The organism is Sulfuricella denitrificans skB26, from assembly GCF_000297055.2.
GTDB classification, from domain to species: domain Bacteria; phylum Pseudomonadota; class Gammaproteobacteria; order Burkholderiales; family Sulfuricellaceae; genus Sulfuricella; species Sulfuricella denitrificans.
In genome coordinates, this window is record NC_022357.1 from 1,492,183 (window position 1) to 1,511,087 (window position 18,905).

Here is an 18,905-nt window from a genome sequence, read left to right on the forward strand (position 1 = left end):
AGGGTTTTCCTCCGCGTCCTCTGCGATGAGAATGAATGTCTGTAATTGATGAAACCCACGTTGTCCGCATCCACGGTGAGCCGCTCACCGAGATGCCGCATGATCTCTACATTCCACCCGAAGCGCTCGAGGTTTTTCTCGAAACTTTCGAAGGCCCACTTGATCTCCTGCTGTACCTGATCCGTCGCCAGAATCTGGATGTCCTCAATATCCAGATGGCAGAGCTGACACGGCAGTACATGCACTATGTTGAAATGATGCATGCAGGACAACTAGAGCTGGCTTCCGAATATCTGCTGATGGCGGCGCTGCTGATCGAGATCAAGTCGCGCATGCTGCTGCCGCGCCGCGACGAAAGTACCGAGGACGAAACCGATCCGCGCGCCGAGCTGGTGAGAAGGTTGCTGGAATATGAGCAGATGAAGCTGGCGGCACAGCGACTGGATGAACTTCCCATCGCCGGGCGCGATTTCGCTCTGGTTCAGGTGTGGCTGGAGCAGGCAGCGGCAAAGCGCTTGCCGGAAGTCAGCCTGGATGATCTGAAACAGGCCTGGCTGGGCGTGCTGGCTCGTGCCAGGGTCAATCGCCATCATAAGGTGAGCCGTGAGGAGCTATCGGTGCGCGAACACATGAGCCGCCTTCTGCGCCACCTGAAGGATGAGCGCTTCGCCGAGTTTGGTGCGCTGTTCGACCCGTCACGCGGTGTGCCGGAACTGGTGGTGACCTTTCTCGCCGTGCTGGAACTGGTGCGGGAGTCCTTGGTGGTGGTCACCCAGCAGGAACCTTTCGCACTAATTTATGTGAAACTGAACCATGCAGACACCTAATTTGAAAGAGATTAAACTGGTGCTGGAAACCGCTCTGTTGGTAGGTCAGGAGCCGCTTTCCCTGCATGAGTTGAAAAAGCTCTTCGACTTTGAGTTGAACACGGATATTTTGCGCAAACTATTGGAAGAGCTGCGCCAGGACTGGACGGGGCGGGGCGTCGAGCTGGTCAGCGTAGCGAGTGGCTGGCGCTTCCAGGCGCGTGTCGAATATCAGAAACATCTCGACCGCCTCAATCCGGAAAAGCCGCCGCGCTATTCCCGCGCGGTCATGGAAACCCTGGCGATCATTGCTTACAAGCAGCCGGTGACGCGTGGTGATATAGAGGATATTCGCGGCGTTACGGTCAGCAGCCAGGTGATCAAGACGCTGGAAGAGCGTGGCTGGATTGATGCGGTGGGCCATCGCGACGTACCGGGCCGGCCGGCACTATTTGCCACTACCAGACAAATGCTCGACGATCTCGGATTGCGCTCGTTGGAGGAGTTGCCACAGATGGAACAGACCGACGTGAATTTACTTGCAACATCTAACGAATAACGGAAAGCAGGACGATATGCCAGATAAGAAGGATTCCACCGGACCGCGCTCCGATTCACCGCCAAGGAAGAAAGCGAGCAACCAGGAATTCCGTGGTGGCAAGAAGACGCCGTTTCGCAAGCCACTGAAGGCACAAAGCGAAGAGAAACCCGCCAGAGAGGAGGAAGTTCCCGCTCCTATCTACGTCCATGAAGTTGAGGAAAGCGATGACGTCGCTGAAAAATTAGGCACGCCGCGTGGGCGCCGAGGTCTACCTACGCAGAAGTTGCAGAAGATTCTGGCACAGGCTGGATTGGGTTCGCGCCGCGACATGGAAGAACTTATCAAGGCTGGACGGGTTACGGTCAATGGTCAGGTGGCCGAACTGGGCGCGCGCATCAGCGATGAGGACATGGTGCGAGTGGATCGCAAGAACGTCCGGGTTCGCGCGGCGGGCAAGATGCCGCGCATCATGCTCTACCATAAGCCGGAAGGCGAGATCGTCAGTCGTGACGACCCGGAAGGCCGCGCCAGCGTGTTCGATCGTCTGCCGCAGATGAGAACATCGAAATGGATTGCCATCGGGCGCCTGGACTTCAACACCAGCGGCCTGCTGATTTTTACCACCTCCGGCGAACTGGCCAATCATTTGATGCACCCGCGTTTCGAAGTGGAGCGTGAATACGCAGTGCGCACCTTGGGCACGCTCACACCCGAGCAGTTGACGCAACTTACGGCGGGGATCGAGCTTGAGGACGGCACGGCAAATTTCGATACGATTTCCGACCAAGGCGGTGAAGGCATCAACCACTGGTACCGTGTCGTCTTGCGTGAGGGCCGTAACCGCGAGGTGCGGCGCATGTTCGAAGCAGTCGGCCTGACTGTCAGCCGGTTGATGCGGGTGCGTTTCGGTGCGATCAACCTGCCGCCGCGCCTGAAACGCGGGCAAACCATGGAGCTGGATCCGCTACAGGTGCGTCAGATACTGAAATGGGCGGGGATCGAAGCTCCCACCATCGCAGACAAACAGTCGCGCCCAGACGAGGAGAAGAGAGTCAGCCGGATCAGGTCACACCCGCCTGTGGCACCAGAAAAACCGGCTCGCCGTCCAGTACGCAAAGCGCCGCCATCCCGCTGATTTTCTGAGCGCTGGGTAAGGTTGAGACACAAACCTTGCCTGATCCTACTTATATTTGCGCGGAATCAATGGGGTGATGCAATCAACTCAAGATCAACAGAGCCCATTGATTCAAACTCCTCACAACATAAAAAAGCCAGCGAAGTTCGCTGGCTCGAGATCATCACTATAAATTCAGTGACGAAAAACTTTTATTGTAAGTATTTGCGTCGGGAAATGAAAAAAGCGAGAGAACCAATGCCAAGCAGCCATAAAGCGGTGGGTTCCGGCACTGCACTAATCGGTAAGCCACCAGAAGACACAAAGGCAGAATTGGACATGGATATATTCATTAGATAAAAACCCTGCCCCAATAATGCACTATAAGCAGAAAACTGCCCGCTTCCTGGTTGGAAGGTTGTAGTACCCAAGGTGCCAAACTGACTTATTCCATGGTTAAGATCAAAGGCATCCATCGTTTCGATACCGCCCACTATCCCACCCGCCATCCCATTCGGTGCCCATGAAAATACCGAAGTGTTAGTGAAAAGATCGTTAATACTTATCGTCATGTTGAGATTCGCGGCCGCGGCTAACCCGCCTGGCGTCAGGTCCGTGAGCATGTTGGAATCTGCTGTGAAGCCAAATTCAACAGATGTCGGCGCCGTTACAAAAAAGGTGCCAACCCAGGTGTTAGTACCAAAACCGGCCCCGTTACCCGATGCCTGAACCGTGGCGGTAGCCCCGCCATAAGGCCCAGGTGGAGCAGTAATTGAGGCTGAACCACTGGAAAACCCAGAAAATGCAATTGAATTTGGATTCGAAAAGCCGAGGCTAAAGTTGGAAAGCGTTGTAGAAGAAGAGGCAATTGCTCCTGCACCAGCTGGGCTACAAAAGCCTAATGCAGCCACCAAAAACAGCGCAACTTTACTTAAACGCTGCACCGGTTTCTGTTCGGAAATATCATATTTATTGAGCGCCTTCATGGTGCTACCCTCAAGTTTAAGAAACAATTCCATCACGTAATTCTCTGTTACAGATCCAAAATGGCTTGCCTGAAAATATTTCTTTCAATGCTGATGATCTGGAGTGTAAGATTTTCCGACAAATGCTGCTTAGCTAACTTTGCGACGCGCAATACCGACCAGCCCGATCAAACCGGAGCCAAGTAGCCACGCTGCCGCTGGCACGGGTACGGCGCTAACAAAAGCAGAATTATTCATCGTTATATTCAGGCTATAAGGCCCAATGGCGGCCAAGTTGGCGCTAGATGCAAAATGGCCCGATCCTGGGTTGAACACGGCGTTGCCAGTATTCACCAAGCCCAATCCCCAATTGAGGTTAAATGCATCCGCTGTTTCACCTGCATCCAGACTCCCGTTAGGCGCCCAGGAAAATACAGTTTGATTTGTAAGCATATTACTGATGGTAACTGTCATGTTGATGTTGGCAACTGAAGCCAAGCCACCCGCCGTAATCTGACTTTGCAGATAGGGCGTAGCATCAAAACCGAAATTCACTGTTGTAGGGGCGGTTACCGAAAAATAGCCAACCATAGTGTTGATGCCAGAACCCGAGCCCACGCCATTGCTTACTGAGGACTCGCCTATGACGGATGCACTGCCAGTGCCTAGCAGCACATTATTGTTTGTAATTTGCGCATCGCCATAAGAATAGTCGGAAACCATACCATGAGCCATAAAGGAGTTGTTGTAGCTGCAGCCAATGCAGGATGCTGCTGCGTCCATCGTAGCTGCATTTCCGGTGCCAGTATTGCCTTGAGCCGCCGTATCAGATGAAAAAGTAAATCCAGTAAAACTGGTTGAGGGCGAAAAGGTCATCCCGAAATTGGTAATGCTATTGGTGGCGACAGCATAGGATGACGCATGGACATTGGCGGACAAAGCAGTTGCGACGCACAATACCAAAGCTGCAGGAACTCCCGAGAACACATTACGCTTTCTCATGGCTTTAAATTTGTTCATTGACATACATCCTCCAGTTTTTTTAAATTTCTTTACTACAAGTAATTTCATTTTTCGCTTCAACCACTATAACAAATTGGTGGTCACAAGGATCTCTTGTTAGAAGGAATAGCAATAAATGTACCACTGCATACAACCATATATAATACAATTAGTTAAGTCTTGCTCGTTCTGTAATTCTGAAATCAGGGCATTAATTGTGTAAAGTTATTCGACAATATTTGAAACGCATATTGGCCAAAGAACCTATTCTGACGTTTTTGCGAAACGATTTATTAATGGAATTATTAGCGACAAAGACATTCGTTCATCCTGAAATCAATGGGTTGTGGCCAACGTTCAACCATCCAAAAGTCGACGCCTATATTAATATAGCCTAGAAAAACATAGTAAAGAAGTCGACATCATTTTTGACCGCTTTAATAATCAACACCATGATTCTCGCCCATGCTTTGAATTTAAGCATGAACGGAGCGGTTGAATAGTGTCGGGGTTATGCCAGTTGTTCGCGGGTAAGCAGGAAGACATGCTCGTCCCCCGCGCTGACTTCCAGCCAGGTAAATGGCAGTTCGGGGAAGGCTTCTTCCAGTGCATCACGATTGTGGCCGATTTCCACCACCAGTAGTCCACCCTTGTTCAGGTGTTTGGGAGCCTCGCGCAGGATTGTGTGTACATGCTCCAGACCATCCTCGCCGCTGGCCAGGGCGGCAACCGGTTCGCGCCGGTACTCCTCGGGTAGAGTCTGCATCGAGGGTGCGTTGACGTAGGGTGGGTTGCTCACGATCAGGTCGTAGCGCCGTCCTTCCAGTGCCGTGAACAGGTCGGACTGGATCAGGCTCAACTGGTCTTCCAGGCCGTAGTCAGCGACATTGCGCCGTGCCACATCGAGCGCATCGGTGGATAGGTCGACCGCGTCGATCAGGGTATTGGGGAAGGTGAGCGCCATCAGGATGGCGAGGCATCCCGAACCAGTACACATGTCCAGGCCGCTGGTAATAGCTTCAGGGTCTTCCACCCAGGGTTGTAGCTGTTCGCGCAGCAACTCGGCGATGAAGGAACGTGGCACGATTACGCGCTCGTCGACATAAAAGCGGAGGTCACCCAGCCAGGCTTCGTGGGTGAGATAGGGTGCGGGCTGGCGTTCTTCGACTCGGCGGCGGAGTATTTCTACCACGGAATCAACTTCCTCCTGCAGCAGGTGAGCATCGAGAAATGGTTCCAGCCGGTCCAGCGGCAGGTGAAGTGTGTGCAGGATCAGGTAGGCCGCCTCGTCAAAGGCATTAGTGGTGCCATGGCCGAAAAATAGCTCGGCCTGGTTGAAGCGGCTCACTGCGAAGCGCAGCAGGTCGCGTACGGTAGTCAGCCGACTTTTCGCATCTTCGAAGTTCATTTCTTCACCAATACATTAACCAGTGTGCGTCGGTAGATTTCTTTCAGCGGCTCAATGTCGGCTACGGCCACGCATTCGTCGATCTTGTGGATGGTGGCATTGAGTGGGCCAATTTCGAGCACCTGCGGGCAGATATCGGCGATGAATCGTCCATCAGAGGTTCCGCCGCTGGTGGAAAGTTCAGCGATCACCCCGGTCGTGTCCTTGATTGCCTGGGCGACAGCATCCACCAGGCTTCCTTTGGGAGTGAGGTAGGGCTTGCCTGAGAGCGCCCATTCCAGATCATAGTCCAGGCCATGTTTGTCAAGGATGGCGTGAACCTTGGCTTTAAGGCTGTCGATCGTGCTCGCGGTGGAGAAACGGAAATTGAACTCGATATCCACCGTACCGGGTACGACGTTGGTAGCGCCGGTGCCACCGCGGATGTTGGAAATCTGCCAGGTCGTCGGGGGAAAATATTCGTTTCCTTCGTCCCAGGTGGTTTTCGCTAGTTCGGCGATGGCCGGGGCGGCGAGATGGATTGGGTTCTTGCCCAGATGCGGGTAGGCGATGTGGCACTGGATGCCTTTCACCGTCAGGTCGCCGGAGAGTGAGCCACGACGGCCGTTCTTGAGCGTGTCGCCGAGTTTGGAGACACAGGTGGGCTCGCCGACGATGCAGTAGTCGATTCCTTCGCCGCGTTGCTGCAGTGCTTCGACCACACGCACGGTGCCATCGACCGCCACGCCTTCCTCATCCGAGGTGATCAGCAGGGCGATGGAGCCGGGTGCATCGGGATTCGCAGCGACGAATTCCTCGATTGCAGTGATGAAGGCAGCGATAGATGTTTTCATATCGGCAGAACCGCGCCCGTAGAGCATGCCGTCGCGTATGGTCGGGGTGAAGGGCTCGCTACCCCATTTTTCCACCGGACCAGTCGGCACTACGTCGGTGTGGCCGGCAAAGCAGATCACCGGGGCTGTGGTGCCGCGGCGCGCCCAGAAATTGTCGACATCGCCGAAGCGCATGCGCTCGATTTTGAAGCCGAGTTTTTCCAGGCGCTCAATCAGAATGTCCTGGCAGCCGGCATCATCCGGTGTGAGCGAGCGGCGGGCGATAAGGGCTTTGGCCAATTCCAGTGTACAGTTGTCCATCATTTGGTCCTGAATAGAGTTTGATAAATGGCTTCGTCGAAGCCAAGGATAATCTTGCCATCCATTTCCAGCACCGGTCGCTTGATCACACTGGATTTTTCCAGCATCAGGCGAATCGCGCTGGATTCATCGCAGACTGCAGCCTTGGCTTCGTCAGGCAGTTGGCGCCAAGTGGTGCCCTGACGGTTAACCAGTTTTTCCCAATTGACTTGCTTCAGCCAGGCCTTGAGCAGTTCCTCGCTCACGCCCTGTTTCTTGAAGTCGTGGAAAGGGATGTCGATGTGGTTTTTCGTCAGCCAGGTGCGGGCCTTCTTGACGGTATTGCAGTTGGGGATGCCGTAGAGTTTCATGCTGCTATTTTAACAGTGGGAGTGCTGTTCGTGGATTTTCTCTTGATGTTTATCTGATATAGGGTGATTCAGTATCTGGTTCGCAGACCGGTCGAAGAGATCGTGCGGTAGGCGAGGCTCCTCTTGTATACTTCACCTAATATTGACACTCACTGTTACCCACCATGTCCGTGATCGCCCAATCCCGAACCTCCGCCCATGAGCTAATCGACTTCATTGACACCAGCCCCAGCCCTTGGCACGCAGTGGCGAGTGCCGAGGCGCGCCTGCTAGCGAACGGCTTCACCCGGCTTGAGGAGGGGGAGCGGTGGCAACTCGCGGTGGGTGGTCGCTATTACGCAGTGCGCGGCGGTGCATCGATGATTGCGTTCGTGCTGGGCAGTCGGCCGATGGCTGAAGCCGGTTTTTGCATCGTCGGTGCCCATACTGATTCCCCGGGGCTGAGGCTCAAGCCGAAGGCGGCCTTGGCCGGTGATGGTGTCGCGCGCTTGGGGGTTGAAGTATATGGCGGGCCAATACTGGCTACATTCACCGACCGGGACTTGAGTTTGGCCGGGCGCGTCGTGTTGCGTACGGCGTCAGGTCAGGAAACGCGGTTGTTGCGCTTCGAGCGCCCACTGGTGCGGTTGCCCAACCTGGCTATACACATGAACCGGGAAGTGAATGAACAAGGCCTGAAGCTCAACAAGCAGACCGAACTGCCGCTGATTCTGGGCCTGCTGGGTGAAGGCGATGATGCGGAAGTGCAGTTGCGCAAGCTGTTGGCCGATAAAGTGCAGGGGGAGGCGGCAGACCTGCTGAGCTGGGAACTGAATGTCTATGACGTGCAGAAGGGTTGCCTGTGGGGCGCGAACGAGGAGTTCATCGCCAGTCGCCAGCTGGATAATCTGGCATCCACTTATGCTGCCCTCGCGGCCCTGATCATGACGGAGCAGCCGACGGCTACCTGTGTGGCGGCCTTCTTCGATCACGAGGAAGTCGGCAGCGAGAGCGCCACCGGGGCCGGTGGCAGTTTCGTCAGCGACGTACTGACCCGCATCGGTTTCCAGGCGGAACTGGACGAGGAGGACAGGCGCCGTGCCATGGCGCGCAGCTTCTTCATCAGCGCCGACATGGCCCATGCCTACAATCCGAATTTTCCGAATGCCTATGAACCCGGTCACAAAGTGATGGTGAACGGCGGACCGGTCATAAAGACCAACGTGAATCAGCGCTACACCACTAACGCGGAGACGTCAGCCCGCTTCATGGGTCTTTGCGAGAAGGCCGGGGTGCCGTACCAGCAGTACGCGCATCGCAGCGACCTGGGTTGCGGTAGTACCATCGGTCCTGTGGTGGCGGCACAACTGGGTGTCGCCAGCGTGGACGTCGGTTCGCCCATGTGGGCGATGCATAGCGCGCGCGAAAGCGCCGGTGTTCATGACCTCGCCTATATGATTGCGGCCCTGACGATGGCTTTCGGCAGTTGAAACAAAAAAGGGTATCCGCTCTTCGGCCAGAACGGGTATTCGTTGGAGAATGCTGGCAATCTGCCGATGTCCGCTTTGGGGCGCATGGCTAAACTGGCGCTTTGTGCAAATTCTGTTGAAAAACTCGCTTTTATTTATGGCGTGGTATCGGACTAAAAATGGATTTTTGGTACTTGAGAGATTTGTGGCGGCGTTGTCTGAATGAATCTTGCGTTAAATGTCTTCCAACCTGCCTTTGATGCAGGTATTGGATTTTCTTCCTCGCTTTTCACTCTGTGCAGTAATTCCTCCCGGCGTTCCTTGAAGAATTGCCCGCTCACAGTCACAAACCCAGCCGGGAGCTCATCATGGATGCGATGGCAGGCTGGGCACATTTCTTCGTGAGCCTGAGCCGGCTTGGATGCCCATTGCCAGCATCCTTCGTGATAGACGGGCAAGCCGTGGGTTCGGGCAGTTTGTGCTTGATTTTGTAGGCGTCATGACTGTGCTGCATCTATGCGATTCAACGTGACTGACTAGATCGCCAGCATGTCCATAAATTCGTTCACCGTCGTCGTTTCAAGGCGTTTTGCATCCATGCACAATCCAAGGATCGCATGCGACTGCTTGGCGGGAAATCTCCGCGCCAGGTTCACCCTGAATTTCTTGACCAGCTCGGGGATGCCTTCCGCGCGGCGGCGGCGATGTCCGATCGGGTATTCGACCGCGATATTTTCGGAGTGGCTGCCATCCTTGAAGAAGATTTGCAGGGCGTTGGCGATGGAGCGCTTTTCGGGGTCGAGATAATCCTGGGTGTATTGAGGATTCTCGACACATTCCATCTTGTCGCGCAGGGCGTCGATGCGCGGGTCGGCGGCAGCCGCGTCTTCGAAATCGGCGGCGGTAAGATTGCCATTCAGGAGGCCAATTGCGGCCATGTATTGGATACAGTGGTCGCGGTCGGCCGGATTGTGCAGCGGGCCTTTCTTGTCGATGATGCGGATCGCTGACTCGTGGGTGGTGATGACGATCTTGCCGATCTGCGCGATCTTCTCTTGCGTGTTCAGACGGTCGCCCACCTGGGCATGAAGTTGGAAGGCGGCTTCTATTGCGGTCTGGGAATGGAATTCGGCGGGGAAGGAAATCTTGAACAGAATCTGCTCCATCACGTAAGAGCCGTAGGGACGCTGGAATTTGAAGGCGTTGCCTTTGAACAAGACGTCGTAGAAACCCCAGGTCTTGGCAGTGAGGGCAGAGGGGTAACCCATTTCACCTTTCAGCGTCATCAGCGCCAGGCGCACTGCACGGCTGGTGGCATCACCCGCCGCCCAGGATTTACGCGGGCCGGTGTTGGGCGAGTGGCGATAGGTACGCAGGGCTTGGCCATCGATCCAGGCGTTGGACACGGCGTCGATGATCTCATCCCGCGAGCCGCCCAGAAGCTTGGTTACAACGGCAGTGGAGGCGATTTTTACCAGGATTACGTGATCGAGCCCAACCCGGTTGAAGCTGTTTTCCAACGCCAATACGCCCTGAATTTCATGTGCCTTGATCATGGCGGTCAGCACGCTCTTCATGGTCAGCGCGGATTTTCCGTGTGCTACGCGGGTGCGAGAAAGCCAATCGGCGGTGGCAAGGATGCCGCCCAGGTTGTCGGAAGGGTGGCCCCATTCGGCGGCCAGCCAGGTGTCGTTGAAATCCAGCCAGCGCACCATGGCGCCGATATCGAACGCGGCTTTGACAGGGTCGAGCTGGAATTGCGTCCCCGGCACCCTGGCGCCGTTAAGCACCACCGTATCGGGCACTATCGGCCCGAGCAGCTTGGTGCAGGCCGGGTAGGAGAGCGCCTCCAAGCCGCAGCCCAGGGTGTCCATCAAACAGTATCGGGCGGTATCGTAAGCTTCCGCGGATTTGATTTCGTAATCGCAGACGTAGTCGGCAATGTCCACCAGAACCTGATCGGGTTCTGGGCGGACGTTGGAGGTGTGGGAGGACATGCGGTTTCCTTTTAGCTAGAAAAACAATTTTTACCGCAAAGGACGCAAAGGAAAATCTAGCTTGCATTCCTTCGCGAACCTTTGCGTCCTTTGCGGTTAATGGGTTTGGCCTCTTTTTTCAATGGGCAGGTAAGGGCGATTTTCCGGCCCGATATATTCGGCATTCGGTCGGATGATCTTGTTGTCGATGCGCTGCTCGAAGATATGTGCCGCCCATCCGGTGGTGCGGGCGATCACGAACAAGGGGGTGAACATCTCGGTCGGAACGCCCATCATGTGGTAGCTGGAGGCTGAATACCAGTCGAGGTTGGGGAACATCTTCTTGGTTTCCCACATCACCGATTCGATGCGGTCGGAGATGTTGAACAGGTTCATGTTGCTGCCATCCTCGCATAACAGGCGCGATACGGTCTTGATTGCCACGTTGCGCGGATCGCCGATGGTGTAGACCGGATGGCCGAAGCCGATGATGATTTCCTTGCGCGCGATGCGGCTGCGGATGTCGGCCTCCGCCTCGTCCGGGCTGCGGTAACGCTGGATGATCTCCATTGCAGCCTCGTTGGCGCCACCGTGCTTCGGGCCTCTGAGCGCGCCTATTGCGCCAGTGATGCAGGAATGGATATCGGATAGCGTGCCGGCAATGACCCGTGCGGTGAAGGTGGAAGCATTGAATTCGTGTTCGGCATACAGGATCAGCGATATATCCAGCGCCTTGCTCTGGAGGTCAGAAGGCACTTTGCCGTGCAGAAGATGGAGGAAATGGCCGGCCACGGTGTCGTCGTCCGTTTCCAGCTCGATGCGTTTCCCGTTGTGCGAATACTGATACCAGTACAGCAGCATCGAGCCGAAAGAGGCGACCAGACTGTCCGCGATGTCTTGCGCACTCTGGAGATTGCGGTCGGGGTTCTCGGGCTGCAGGATGCCCAGCATCGAGCAGCCGGTGCGCATCACGTCCATCGGATGTGCAGAGGAAGGGATTTGTTCGAGCACGGTTTTCAAAGCCTCTGGCAGGCCTCGCAGCGATTTCAGCTTGTGCTTGTAACCGTCCAGCTCGGATTGGGTGGGCAGTGCGCCATGAATCAGCAGGTAAGCGACTTCCTCGAAAGTGGACATTTCTGCCAGTTCCAGGATGTCGTAGCCGCGGTAGTGCAGGTCGTTGCCACTGTGGCCGACGGTACACACTGCCGTGGTTCCGGCCACCACGCCAGACAGGGCGACTGATTTTTTCTTTTTTGGAGCGTTATCCGTTTCACTCATTTGTGTGGTCTCCAAATGCAGTCAATCACTGATCCGCAGATGCACAGTTTTTTGAGATATGGGGTTTCTCTGTGCCTCTGTGGTTAATTGTTTTTTTCTTGAGAAAACAGCTGATCCAGTTTCTGCTCGTATTCATGGTAGCCAAGGTGCTCGTAAAGATCCATGCGCGTTTGCATCTGGTCGAGCACTTTCTTCTGCGTTCCTTCACGTCGAATGGATTCGTAGACGTTTAACGCGGCCTTGTTCATTGCTCGGAAAGCGGACAGAGGATAAAGCACCAGGGAAACGTCCGCACCAGCTAACTCCTCAACAGTATAGAGCGGTGTCGAGCCGAATTCGGTGATATTGGCGAGCACGGGCACTTTTACTGCTTCGGAAAACTTTTTGTACATGGGAAGCTCGGTGATCGCTTCCGGGAAGACCATGTCCGCACCCGCCTCGACGCAGGCGCAAGCGCGATCGATGGCGGACTGCAAGCCTTCCACCGCCAAGGCATCGGTACGGGCCATGATGACAAAACCGTGATCTGTTCTGGCGTCCACAGCAGCCTTGATGCGATCCACCATCTCCGCCTGCGAGACTATCGCCTTGCCAGGACGATGGCCGCAGCGTTTGGCCAGCACCTGATCTTCGATATGCACGGCGCCTGCGCCAAATTTGATCATGGCCTTGACGGTGCGGGCGATGTTGAAGGCGCCACCGAAGCCGGTATCGATATCCACCAGAACCGGCAGGTTGGTCGAGTCGGTAATGCGACGTACGTCGGTTAGCACGTCGTCGAGGGTGGAGATGCCGAGGTCGGGCAAACCGAGCGAGCCCGCCGCTACACCGCCGCCCGAGATATAGAGCGCCTTGTAGCCCGTATGTTCTGCCAGTTTGGCATGGTAGGCATTGATCGCGCCGATGACCTGCAGAGGTTTCTCAGCGGCAACGGCGACGCGGAAGCGCGCGCCAGCGGATAAAATCTCTGTCATGTCTTACCCTTTGTGGGAATCGCTGTTGTTTTGCAAAGCATAAATTCGAGGAATGAGTATAATGTTATCGAATAAAGTATATGTCAATAATTAGCTTATGTAATATGTCTTATATAAGACAGTGGATAATTTTTATTGATCGTGCTAGGGTTAAAAAAGGCAAGGGCAAATCATGACTAAATCGCATTCGACTCCTACATTCAGACCGCTCTATGAGCAGATCAAGATTCTGATCACGCAAAGCCTTGTGGCTGGCGAATGGCGTCCCGGCGAAGTAATCCCCAGCGAGCTGGAACTGGCGAGCCGGTTCAAGGTCAGTCAGGGAACAGTGCGCAAGGCGATCGACGAGCTCGCAGCGGATAATATTTTGGTGCGGCGCCAAGGGAAGGGGACATTTGTCGCCACCCACACCGAAGAGCATACGCAGTACCGTTTCCTGCGCATCGTCGAGCTGAGCGGCAAGAAAGAATTCCCGGTCAGCGAGTTGCTGCATTGTGAGCGCGGCAAGGCCGACAGCATTGCCGCGGAGCGACTCGGACTGAAGCGTGGAGCGCCGATCATGATGGTGCGCCGTCTGCTCCGGTTTTCTGGAGAGCCGGTGATTCTGGATGATATCTGCCTGTCCGCTACCCTGTTCAAAGGACTCAACGATGCTTTGATCGCTGAGTTTGAGGGTACGCTCTACAGCCTTTACGAATCCCGCTATGGCACCCGGATCATCCGCGCCGAGGAGCGTATCCGGGCCGTCGTGGCGGACGAAACTGTTACAGGCCTGCTCGGCATCCCGCCAAATGCACCGCTGCTGGATATCGACCGGGTGGCTTATACTTACGGTGATCAACCGGTGGAATGGCGCGTTAGCCGCTGCAACACACAACATCACTGCTATCTGAACGATCTGGGCTAAAAATAGTCCTGAGTTAAATTCAGTGCTGAGTCCTGAGTAATTAGCGGACCAGGACTCAGGACTCAGGACTCAGGACTTTTAAAGAACTCAGGATTAAACAACATGACTACCTTGAATCAACAGGCTCTTGATTATCACGAGTTTCCTCGACCGGGAAAAATTTCGGTAGAGTCATCCAAACCCTGTGCCACAGCACAGGACCTTTCCCTGGCATACACCCCTGGCGTAGCCGAGCCGGTGCGCGAAATCGCCAAAAACCCGGAAAACGCCTACCGCTACACTAACAAGGGCAACCTGGTTGCAGTAATCACCGATGGTACCGCCATTCTTGGATTGGGCAATCTGGGGCCACTGGCGAGCAAGCCGGTGATGGAGGGGAAGGGTATTCTGTTCAAGCGCTTTGCCAATATCGACGTGTTCGATATCGAGGTCAACGCGCCCAGTATCGAGTCCTTTATCGAAACCGTGGTTAATATTTCGCCGACCTTCGGCGGCATCAACCTGGAGGATATCGCTGCACCCCACTGCTTCGTGATCGAGAAAGCGCTCAAGGAACGGCTGGATATTCCGGTTTTTCACGACGACCAGCACGGTACCGCGGTGATCATTTGCGCAGGCCTGCTCAACGCGCTGGAGATACAGGGCAAGAAGCTGGAGGACGTGAAACTGGTATGCCTCGGCGCCGGCGCTGCCGGACTGGCAGGAATGCGCCTGCTGATTTCTATGGGTGCAAAAAAGGAAAACATGCTGCTGGTGGACAGCAAGGGGGTGATCCATGCCGAACGTAGCGACCTGAACGTCTACAAGCAGGAATTTGCCAAAGATACCCCGCTACGCACGCTGACGGAAGCCATGCATGGCGCGGATGTGTTTATTGGCGTTTCCGGTTCCAACCTGGTCAGCCAGGACATGATAAAAAGTATGGCGCCCAGGCCGATCGTGTTCGCCATGGCAAATCCCGATCCTGAAATACTGCCTAGTGAAGCCCACGCGGCGCGCGATGACCTGATTATGGCCACAGGACGCTCCGATTTTCCCAACCAGGTCAATAATGTGCTGGGATTCCCGTTTATTTTTCGCGGTGCGCTGGATGCACGCGCCAAGCAGATCACCGAGAAAATGCTGATAGCCGCCGTAAAAGCGCTGGCCGAACTGGCGCGCGAGCCGGTGCCGGAAGAGGTGCTCAAGGCTTACAACGCCAAGGAAATGACTTTCGGCAAGGACTACATCCTGCCCAAGCCGTTCGATCCTCGCTTGATCGAGCGCATTCCGCCGGCAGTGGCGAAAGCTGCTGATTGACCTGGAAGATGAACAACCGGCCACAGAGCTCATAGAGGCCACGGAGAAAAACCAGGGTTTTTAATCGCCCTATACTTGGTGTGCTCTGTGGCAAGGGCATTTTTGTTGATTGTGCTTAAATCATTCGGAGGCGACTATGGCAAGAAAACGCCCCATGTATCTTAATTTGTTCAGGATCAAGTTGCCCTTGCCGGGTATCGTCTCCTTCCTGCACCGGGTCAGCGGAGCTCTGCTGTTTATCGCCATCCCCCTGTTCCTTGCTGCACTCCAACTTACGCTAGGCTCTCAGGCAGACTTCGACACAGTGACACAGGGATTTGAAAGTCCGCTGGTCAAATTGGTGTTGATAGCCCTGTTGTGGGGCTATTCTCATCATTTTTTTGCTGGCTTGCGCTTCATCGCCATGGATATGGGTCTCGGTGTGGAACTCGCTAAGACCCGTCGGAACAGCTGGCTGGTTATGGCTTCCAGCCTGACCCTGACGGCGATAACAGGGGGGTGGCTATTATGGTAGAGCGCATCGTCAGCGGAGCCCATTACGGCCTGCGCGACTGGTTGATGCAACGCGTCACGGGCGTCGCCATGGCGCTTTACTCGCTTTTCATGGTGGCCTTTCTGCTGACTCATCAGCCGCTTCAGTTCGAGGAATGGAGCGGTCTGTTTCAAAATCAGTGGATGCGCCTTGCCAGCCTGCTTTTCCTGCTCAACCTTTACCTCCACGCCTGGGTCGGGGTCAGGGACATCTTGATGGATTATGTGCACCCTACCGTGCTCAGGTTGACACTCGAGGCGCTGGTCATACTCGCGCTGGTCGGCTGTACTGCGTGGTCGGTGCAGATTTTATGGAGTATTCGATAGTGGCCATCGCCAAGCGTACTTTTGATGCATTGATTATCGGTGGCGGTGGGGCGGGCCTGCGTGCGGCGCTGCAACTGTCCCACGCCAATCTGAAGGTGGCGGTGGTGTCCAAGGTCTTTCCGACCCGCTCCCATACCGTTTCCGCCCAGGGCGGCATTGCCGCGTCCCTGGGCAACGTCAGCGAGGACAACTGGCACTGGCACATGTACGACACGGTGAAAGGATCGGATTACCTGGGCGACCAGGATGCCATTGAATTCATGTGCCGACAGGCCAACGAGGCAGTGATCGAGCTGGAGCATTTCGGCATGCCGTTCGACCGCCTGCCCAATGGTAAAATCTACCAGCGGCCGTTCGGCGGAATGACGCAGAATTATGGCGGAGAGCCGGTGATGCGCACCTGTGCCGTAGCCGACCGAACCGGCCACGCCATGCTGCATACCTTGTACCAGCGCAACATCGCTGCCAAGACCCATTTTTTCGAGGAATACTTCGCGGTCGATCTGGTGATGGATGGTCACGGCTATGCACTGGGTGCGGTGGCGATCGAGATTGAATCAGGCGAGCCGATCTTTATCGAGGCGCGCGCCACGCTGCTGGCAACGGGGGGCGCCGGGCGCATCTTCAGCGCCACGACCAATGCCCTGATCAATACCGGAGATGGCCTCGGCATGGCGCTGCGCGCCGGTATTCCGCTCGAGGACATGGAATTCTGGCAGTTCCACCCGACGGGCATTGCCGGGGCCGGTGTGCTGGTGACAGAAGGGGCGCGCGGCGAGGGCGGCTACCTGGTCAACAAGGATGGTGAGCGTTTTATGGAGCGCTACGCGCCCAGCGCCAAGGACCTTGCTTCGCGCGATGTGGTGTCCCGTGCCATGGCAGTGGAAATCCACGAAGGGCGCGGCTGCGGCAAGGACGGCGATTACGTCGAGTTGAAGCTCGACCATCTCGGGCCGGAGGTGATCCAGCATCGCCTGCCGGGCATTCGTGATCTTTCCATCAAGTTTGCTCATGTCGACCCGATCGAGGCGCCGATCCCCGTGGTGCCTACGGTACACTACATGATGGGCGGCATTCCCACCAATCTGCAAGGGCAGGTGGTAATGCCGACCACTACCGCCCCGGAGGAGGCCGTGCTCGGGCTTTATGCCATCGGCGAATGCGCCTGCGTTTCGGTGCATGGCGCCAACCGCCTGGGCAGCAATTCACTGCTCGACCTGATCGTGTTCGGACGCGCTGCAGGCAACCATGTCATCGAATACCTGAAGGAAAACCCATTCCCGCGCCCCATACCGGATGGCGCCCTGGATCTGCCTATGACGCGCCTGAGCCGCTGGGATACCAAACGCGACGGTATTACCGTGGACGAGTTGCGCGAACAGATGCGCAAGACCATGCAAAGGCATTGCGGCGTGTTCCGCAAGGAAGAGGTACTGCAGGAAGGGGTAAGGGAAATGCTGGAAATTGCTGCGCGCCTGCCGGATGTAATGCTGCGCGATCACAGCAAGATCTACAACACTGGCCGGATCGAAGCGCTGGAACTGGAAAACCTGATGGGCGTAGCGCTGGCGACGATGATTTCGGCCGCTGCGCGCCAGGAAAGCCGTGGAGCCCATGCGCGCGATGACTACCCGCTGCGCGATGATAACAACTGGCTGAAGCATACACTGTATTTCAGCGAAGGACACCGGCTGGATTACAAGCCGGTGCGGCTGAAGCCGTTGACGGTGGAGCCTTTCAAGCCGAAGGCGAGGGTATATTGAGTAATGGGTAAACGGTGATGGGTTTCCCCATTACTCATTTCTCATCACCAGGAGAATTAAATGCGTTTCTCGATCTACCGCTATAACCCGGAAACCGATTCCAAGCCTCGCATGCAGGACTATGAGCTGGATATCGAGGCCGGCAACATGATGTTGCTCGACGCCATTCTGCTGCTCAAGGCACAGGACGAGACCCTGAGCGTACGCCGCTCCTGCCGCGAGGGAGTGTGCGGCTCGGACGCCATGAACATCAATGGACGCAACGGGCTCGCCTGCGTTACGCCACTGTCCGGGCTCAAGCAGCCGATCGAACTGCGCCCGTTGCCTGGCCAACCGGTGGTTCGCGACTTGGTGGTGGATCTGAGCCAGTTCTACAAGCAATACCGCTCGATCAAACCCTACCTCATCAACAACGAACCGGAACCGGAAATCGAGCGTCTGCAATCACCCGAAGACAGGGAAAAGCTGGACGGTCTGTACGAGTGCATTTTGTGTGCATGCTGCTCAACTGCCTGCCCATCGTTCTGGTGGAACCCGGACAAATTCGTCGGGCCGGCCGGGTTACTGCAGGCTTATCGTTTTATCGCCGATACGCGCGACCAGGCTACCAACGAGCGCCTGGACAACCTGGAAGACCCCTACCGGTTATTTCGCTGCCACAGTATCATGACGTGTGTGGATGTCTGTCCGAAGGGGCTGAATCCCACCGGCGCGATCGGTAAAATCAAGGAAATGCTGGTAAAACGCACGGTATGAGTGAGGAGAGAAGAGTGAGGCGTGAGGAGGAAGATGGCGAAAATAGCAAGGGTTGTTTTACTCCTCACTCTTCACCCCTCACCCCTCACGGCCGTATTAGCTGGGACTGCCGTCGCGGCATGCTGGAACTCGACATTGTTCTGGCGCGATTTATGGCGCAGAATTTCAATCGGCTTACGCTGCAGGAAGTGGACGCATTCAAGGAACTGCTGGCTTATTCAGACCCGGATTTATGGGGCCTGATCCAGGGCGGTGAAATCGGCGTGGATGATAACGAAAGAAGGGTGTTGCTGTTGCTGCGCCAATATTAACTGAAGAGGATTACGA

The 18,905-nt window shown here is 55.6% G+C and carries 19 protein-coding genes; 11 read left to right on the forward strand and 8 right to left on the reverse strand.

The features are described from left to right. Positions 1–35: 35 nt before the first annotated feature. From SCD_RS07330 to rluB, 3 genes are read left to right on the forward strand one after another with little or no spacing between them, the layout of a single operon-like run. A complete protein-coding gene (locus tag SCD_RS07330; RefSeq protein WP_009205741.1) occupies positions 36–827 on the forward strand; it encodes a segregation and condensation protein A in 792 nt (263 codons plus the stop codon). Continuing rightward, positions 814–1,365 carry an SMC-Scp complex subunit ScpB gene (gene scpB / locus SCD_RS07335; protein WP_009205740.1) on the forward strand — a complete coding sequence of 184 codons (552 nt, stop codon included), beginning with the start codon at positions 814–816 and terminating at the stop codon, positions 1,363–1,365. The genes SCD_RS07330 and scpB overlap by 14 nt, the downstream gene beginning before the upstream one ends. A gap of 16 nt (positions 1,366–1,381) precedes the next feature. Then, on the forward strand, positions 1,382–2,482 hold the full coding sequence (rluB, locus tag SCD_RS07340) for a 23S rRNA pseudouridine(2605) synthase RluB (protein WP_009205739.1): 1,101 nt from the start codon (positions 1,382–1,384) through the stop codon (positions 2,480–2,482). Positions 2,483–2,673: 191 nt separating this feature from the next. Here the strand turns inward: rluB and SCD_RS07345 are convergent, their stop codons facing one another. The 5 genes from SCD_RS07345 to SCD_RS07365 form a co-directional block, all read right to left on the reverse strand. After that, on the reverse strand, positions 2,674–3,447 hold the full coding sequence (locus tag SCD_RS07345; RefSeq protein WP_161626927.1) for a PEP-CTERM sorting domain-containing protein: 774 nt from the start codon (positions 3,445–3,447) through the stop codon (positions 2,674–2,676). 129 nt (positions 3,448–3,576) lie between these two features. Further along, on the reverse strand, positions 3,577–4,497 hold the full coding sequence (locus SCD_RS07350; RefSeq protein WP_148290756.1) for a VPLPA-CTERM sorting domain-containing protein: 921 nt from the start codon (positions 4,495–4,497) through the stop codon (positions 3,577–3,579). Positions 4,498–4,939: 442 nt separating this feature from the next. Next, on the reverse strand, positions 4,940–5,836 hold the full coding sequence (gene prmB, locus SCD_RS07355; protein WP_009205736.1) for a 50S ribosomal protein L3 N(5)-glutamine methyltransferase: 897 nt from the start codon (positions 5,834–5,836) through the stop codon (positions 4,940–4,942). Beyond that, positions 5,833–6,969, reverse strand: coding sequence for a succinyl-diaminopimelate desuccinylase (gene dapE, locus SCD_RS07360; RefSeq protein ID WP_009205735.1), 1,137 nt, complete (start codon positions 6,967–6,969; stop codon positions 5,833–5,835). Before dapE ends, prmB begins: the two co-directional genes overlap by 4 nt. Next, a complete protein-coding gene (locus tag SCD_RS07365; RefSeq protein ID WP_009205734.1) occupies positions 6,969–7,319 on the reverse strand; it encodes an ArsC family reductase in 351 nt (116 codons plus the stop codon). Before SCD_RS07365 ends, dapE begins: the two co-directional genes overlap by 1 nt. Before the next feature lie 164 nt (positions 7,320–7,483). Here SCD_RS07365 and SCD_RS07370 point away from each other — a divergent pair, with 164 nt between their 5' ends. Beyond that, positions 7,484–8,788 (forward strand): M18 family aminopeptidase, encoded by a 1,305-nt coding sequence (locus tag SCD_RS07370; protein ID WP_009205733.1) that lies wholly within the window; start codon positions 7,484–7,486, stop codon positions 8,786–8,788. A gap of 515 nt (positions 8,789–9,303) precedes the next feature. Here the strand turns inward: SCD_RS07370 and SCD_RS07375 are convergent. The 3 genes from SCD_RS07375 to prpB all read right to left on the reverse strand — a co-directional run bounded on the left by SCD_RS07375 (position 9,304) and on the right by prpB (position 12,995). Beyond that, positions 9,304–10,764 carry a bifunctional 2-methylcitrate dehydratase/aconitate hydratase gene (locus SCD_RS07375; RefSeq protein WP_009205732.1) on the reverse strand — a complete coding sequence of 487 codons (1,461 nt, stop codon included), beginning with the start codon at positions 10,762–10,764 and terminating at the stop codon, positions 9,304–9,306. A 96-nt stretch (positions 10,765–10,860) separates the two neighbouring features. Continuing rightward, on the reverse strand, positions 10,861–12,021 hold the full coding sequence (prpC, locus tag SCD_RS07380) for a bifunctional 2-methylcitrate synthase/citrate synthase (protein ID WP_009205731.1): 1,161 nt from the start codon (positions 12,019–12,021) through the stop codon (positions 10,861–10,863). An 83-nt stretch (positions 12,022–12,104) separates the two neighbouring features. Further along, positions 12,105–12,995, reverse strand: coding sequence for a methylisocitrate lyase (prpB, locus tag SCD_RS07385; protein WP_009205730.1), 891 nt, complete (start codon positions 12,993–12,995; stop codon positions 12,105–12,107). 172 nt (positions 12,996–13,167) lie between these two features. Between prpB and SCD_RS07390 the strand changes: the two genes are divergently transcribed. The 7 genes from SCD_RS07390 to SCD_RS16100 all read left to right on the forward strand — a co-directional run bounded on the left by SCD_RS07390 (position 13,168) and on the right by SCD_RS16100 (position 18,889). Continuing rightward, on the forward strand, positions 13,168–13,902 hold the full coding sequence (locus tag SCD_RS07390) for a GntR family transcriptional regulator (RefSeq protein ID WP_009205729.1): 735 nt from the start codon (positions 13,168–13,170) through the stop codon (positions 13,900–13,902). Between the two features lie 102 nt (positions 13,903–14,004). Then, complete coding sequence (locus SCD_RS07395; protein WP_009205728.1) at positions 14,005–15,201, forward strand: malic enzyme-like NAD(P)-binding protein; 1,197 nt, start codon at positions 14,005–14,007, stop codon at positions 15,199–15,201. 136 nt (positions 15,202–15,337) lie between these two features. Further along, complete coding sequence (gene sdhC / locus SCD_RS07400) at positions 15,338–15,715, forward strand: succinate dehydrogenase, cytochrome b556 subunit (protein WP_009205727.1); 378 nt, start codon at positions 15,338–15,340, stop codon at positions 15,713–15,715. After that, complete coding sequence (sdhD, locus tag SCD_RS07405; protein WP_009205726.1) at positions 15,709–16,059, forward strand: succinate dehydrogenase, hydrophobic membrane anchor protein; 351 nt, start codon at positions 15,709–15,711, stop codon at positions 16,057–16,059. Before sdhC ends, sdhD begins: the two co-directional genes overlap by 7 nt. Next, on the forward strand, positions 16,059–17,822 hold the full coding sequence (gene sdhA, locus SCD_RS07410; RefSeq protein WP_009205725.1) for a succinate dehydrogenase flavoprotein subunit: 1,764 nt from the start codon (positions 16,059–16,061) through the stop codon (positions 17,820–17,822). Before sdhD ends, sdhA begins: the two co-directional genes overlap by 1 nt. 60 nt (positions 17,823–17,882) lie before the next feature. Beyond that, positions 17,883–18,578, forward strand: a complete 696-nt coding sequence (locus SCD_RS07415; RefSeq protein WP_009205724.1) for a succinate dehydrogenase iron-sulfur subunit — start codon at positions 17,883–17,885, stop codon at positions 18,576–18,578. 14 nt (positions 18,579–18,592) lie between these two features. Continuing rightward, on the forward strand, positions 18,593–18,889 hold the full coding sequence (locus tag SCD_RS16100; RefSeq protein WP_232504444.1) for an FAD assembly factor SdhE: 297 nt from the start codon (positions 18,593–18,595) through the stop codon (positions 18,887–18,889). Positions 18,890–18,905 lie beyond the last annotated feature (16 nt).

What these genes read in the sequence shown, in the direction of transcription:
- SCD_RS07330 (WP_009205741.1), top strand. Translation starts at nt 36, where the DNA reads ATGTCTGTAATTGATGAAACCCACGTTGTCCGCATCCACGGTGAGCCG.
- scpB (WP_009205740.1), top strand. Translation starts at nt 814, where the DNA reads ATGCAGACACCTAATTTGAAAGAGATTAAACTGGTGCTGGAAACCGCT.
- rluB (WP_009205739.1), top strand. Translation starts at nt 1,382, where the DNA reads ATGCCAGATAAGAAGGATTCCACCGGACCGCGCTCCGATTCACCGCCA.
- SCD_RS07345 (WP_161626927.1), bottom strand. Translation starts at nt 3,447, where the DNA reads ATGAAGGCGCTCAATAAATATGATATTTCCGAACAGAAACCGGTGCAG.
- SCD_RS07350 (WP_148290756.1), bottom strand. Translation starts at nt 4,497, where the DNA reads ATGAAATTACTTGTAGTAAAGAAATTTAAAAAAACTGGAGGATGTATG.
- prmB (WP_009205736.1), bottom strand. Translation starts at nt 5,836, where the DNA reads ATGAACTTCGAAGATGCGAAAAGTCGGCTGACTACCGTACGCGACCTG.
- dapE (WP_009205735.1), bottom strand. Translation starts at nt 6,969, where the DNA reads ATGGACAACTGTACACTGGAATTGGCCAAAGCCCTTATCGCCCGCCGC.
- SCD_RS07365 (WP_009205734.1), bottom strand. Translation starts at nt 7,319, where the DNA reads ATGAAACTCTACGGCATCCCCAACTGCAATACCGTCAAGAAGGCCCGC.
- SCD_RS07370 (WP_009205733.1), top strand. Translation starts at nt 7,484, where the DNA reads ATGTCCGTGATCGCCCAATCCCGAACCTCCGCCCATGAGCTAATCGAC.
- SCD_RS07375 (WP_009205732.1), bottom strand. Translation starts at nt 10,764, where the DNA reads ATGTCCTCCCACACCTCCAACGTCCGCCCAGAACCCGATCAGGTTCTG.
- prpC (WP_009205731.1), bottom strand. Translation starts at nt 12,021, where the DNA reads ATGAGTGAAACGGATAACGCTCCAAAAAAGAAAAAATCAGTCGCCCTG.
- prpB (WP_009205730.1), bottom strand. Translation starts at nt 12,995, where the DNA reads ATGACAGAGATTTTATCCGCTGGCGCGCGCTTCCGCGTCGCCGTTGCC.
- SCD_RS07390 (WP_009205729.1), top strand. Translation starts at nt 13,168, where the DNA reads ATGACTAAATCGCATTCGACTCCTACATTCAGACCGCTCTATGAGCAG.
- SCD_RS07395 (WP_009205728.1), top strand. Translation starts at nt 14,005, where the DNA reads ATGACTACCTTGAATCAACAGGCTCTTGATTATCACGAGTTTCCTCGA.
- sdhC (WP_009205727.1), top strand. Translation starts at nt 15,338, where the DNA reads ATGGCAAGAAAACGCCCCATGTATCTTAATTTGTTCAGGATCAAGTTG.
- sdhD (WP_009205726.1), top strand. Translation starts at nt 15,709, where the DNA reads ATGGTAGAGCGCATCGTCAGCGGAGCCCATTACGGCCTGCGCGACTGG.
- SCD_RS07415 (WP_009205724.1), top strand. Translation starts at nt 17,883, where the DNA reads ATGCGTTTCTCGATCTACCGCTATAACCCGGAAACCGATTCCAAGCCT.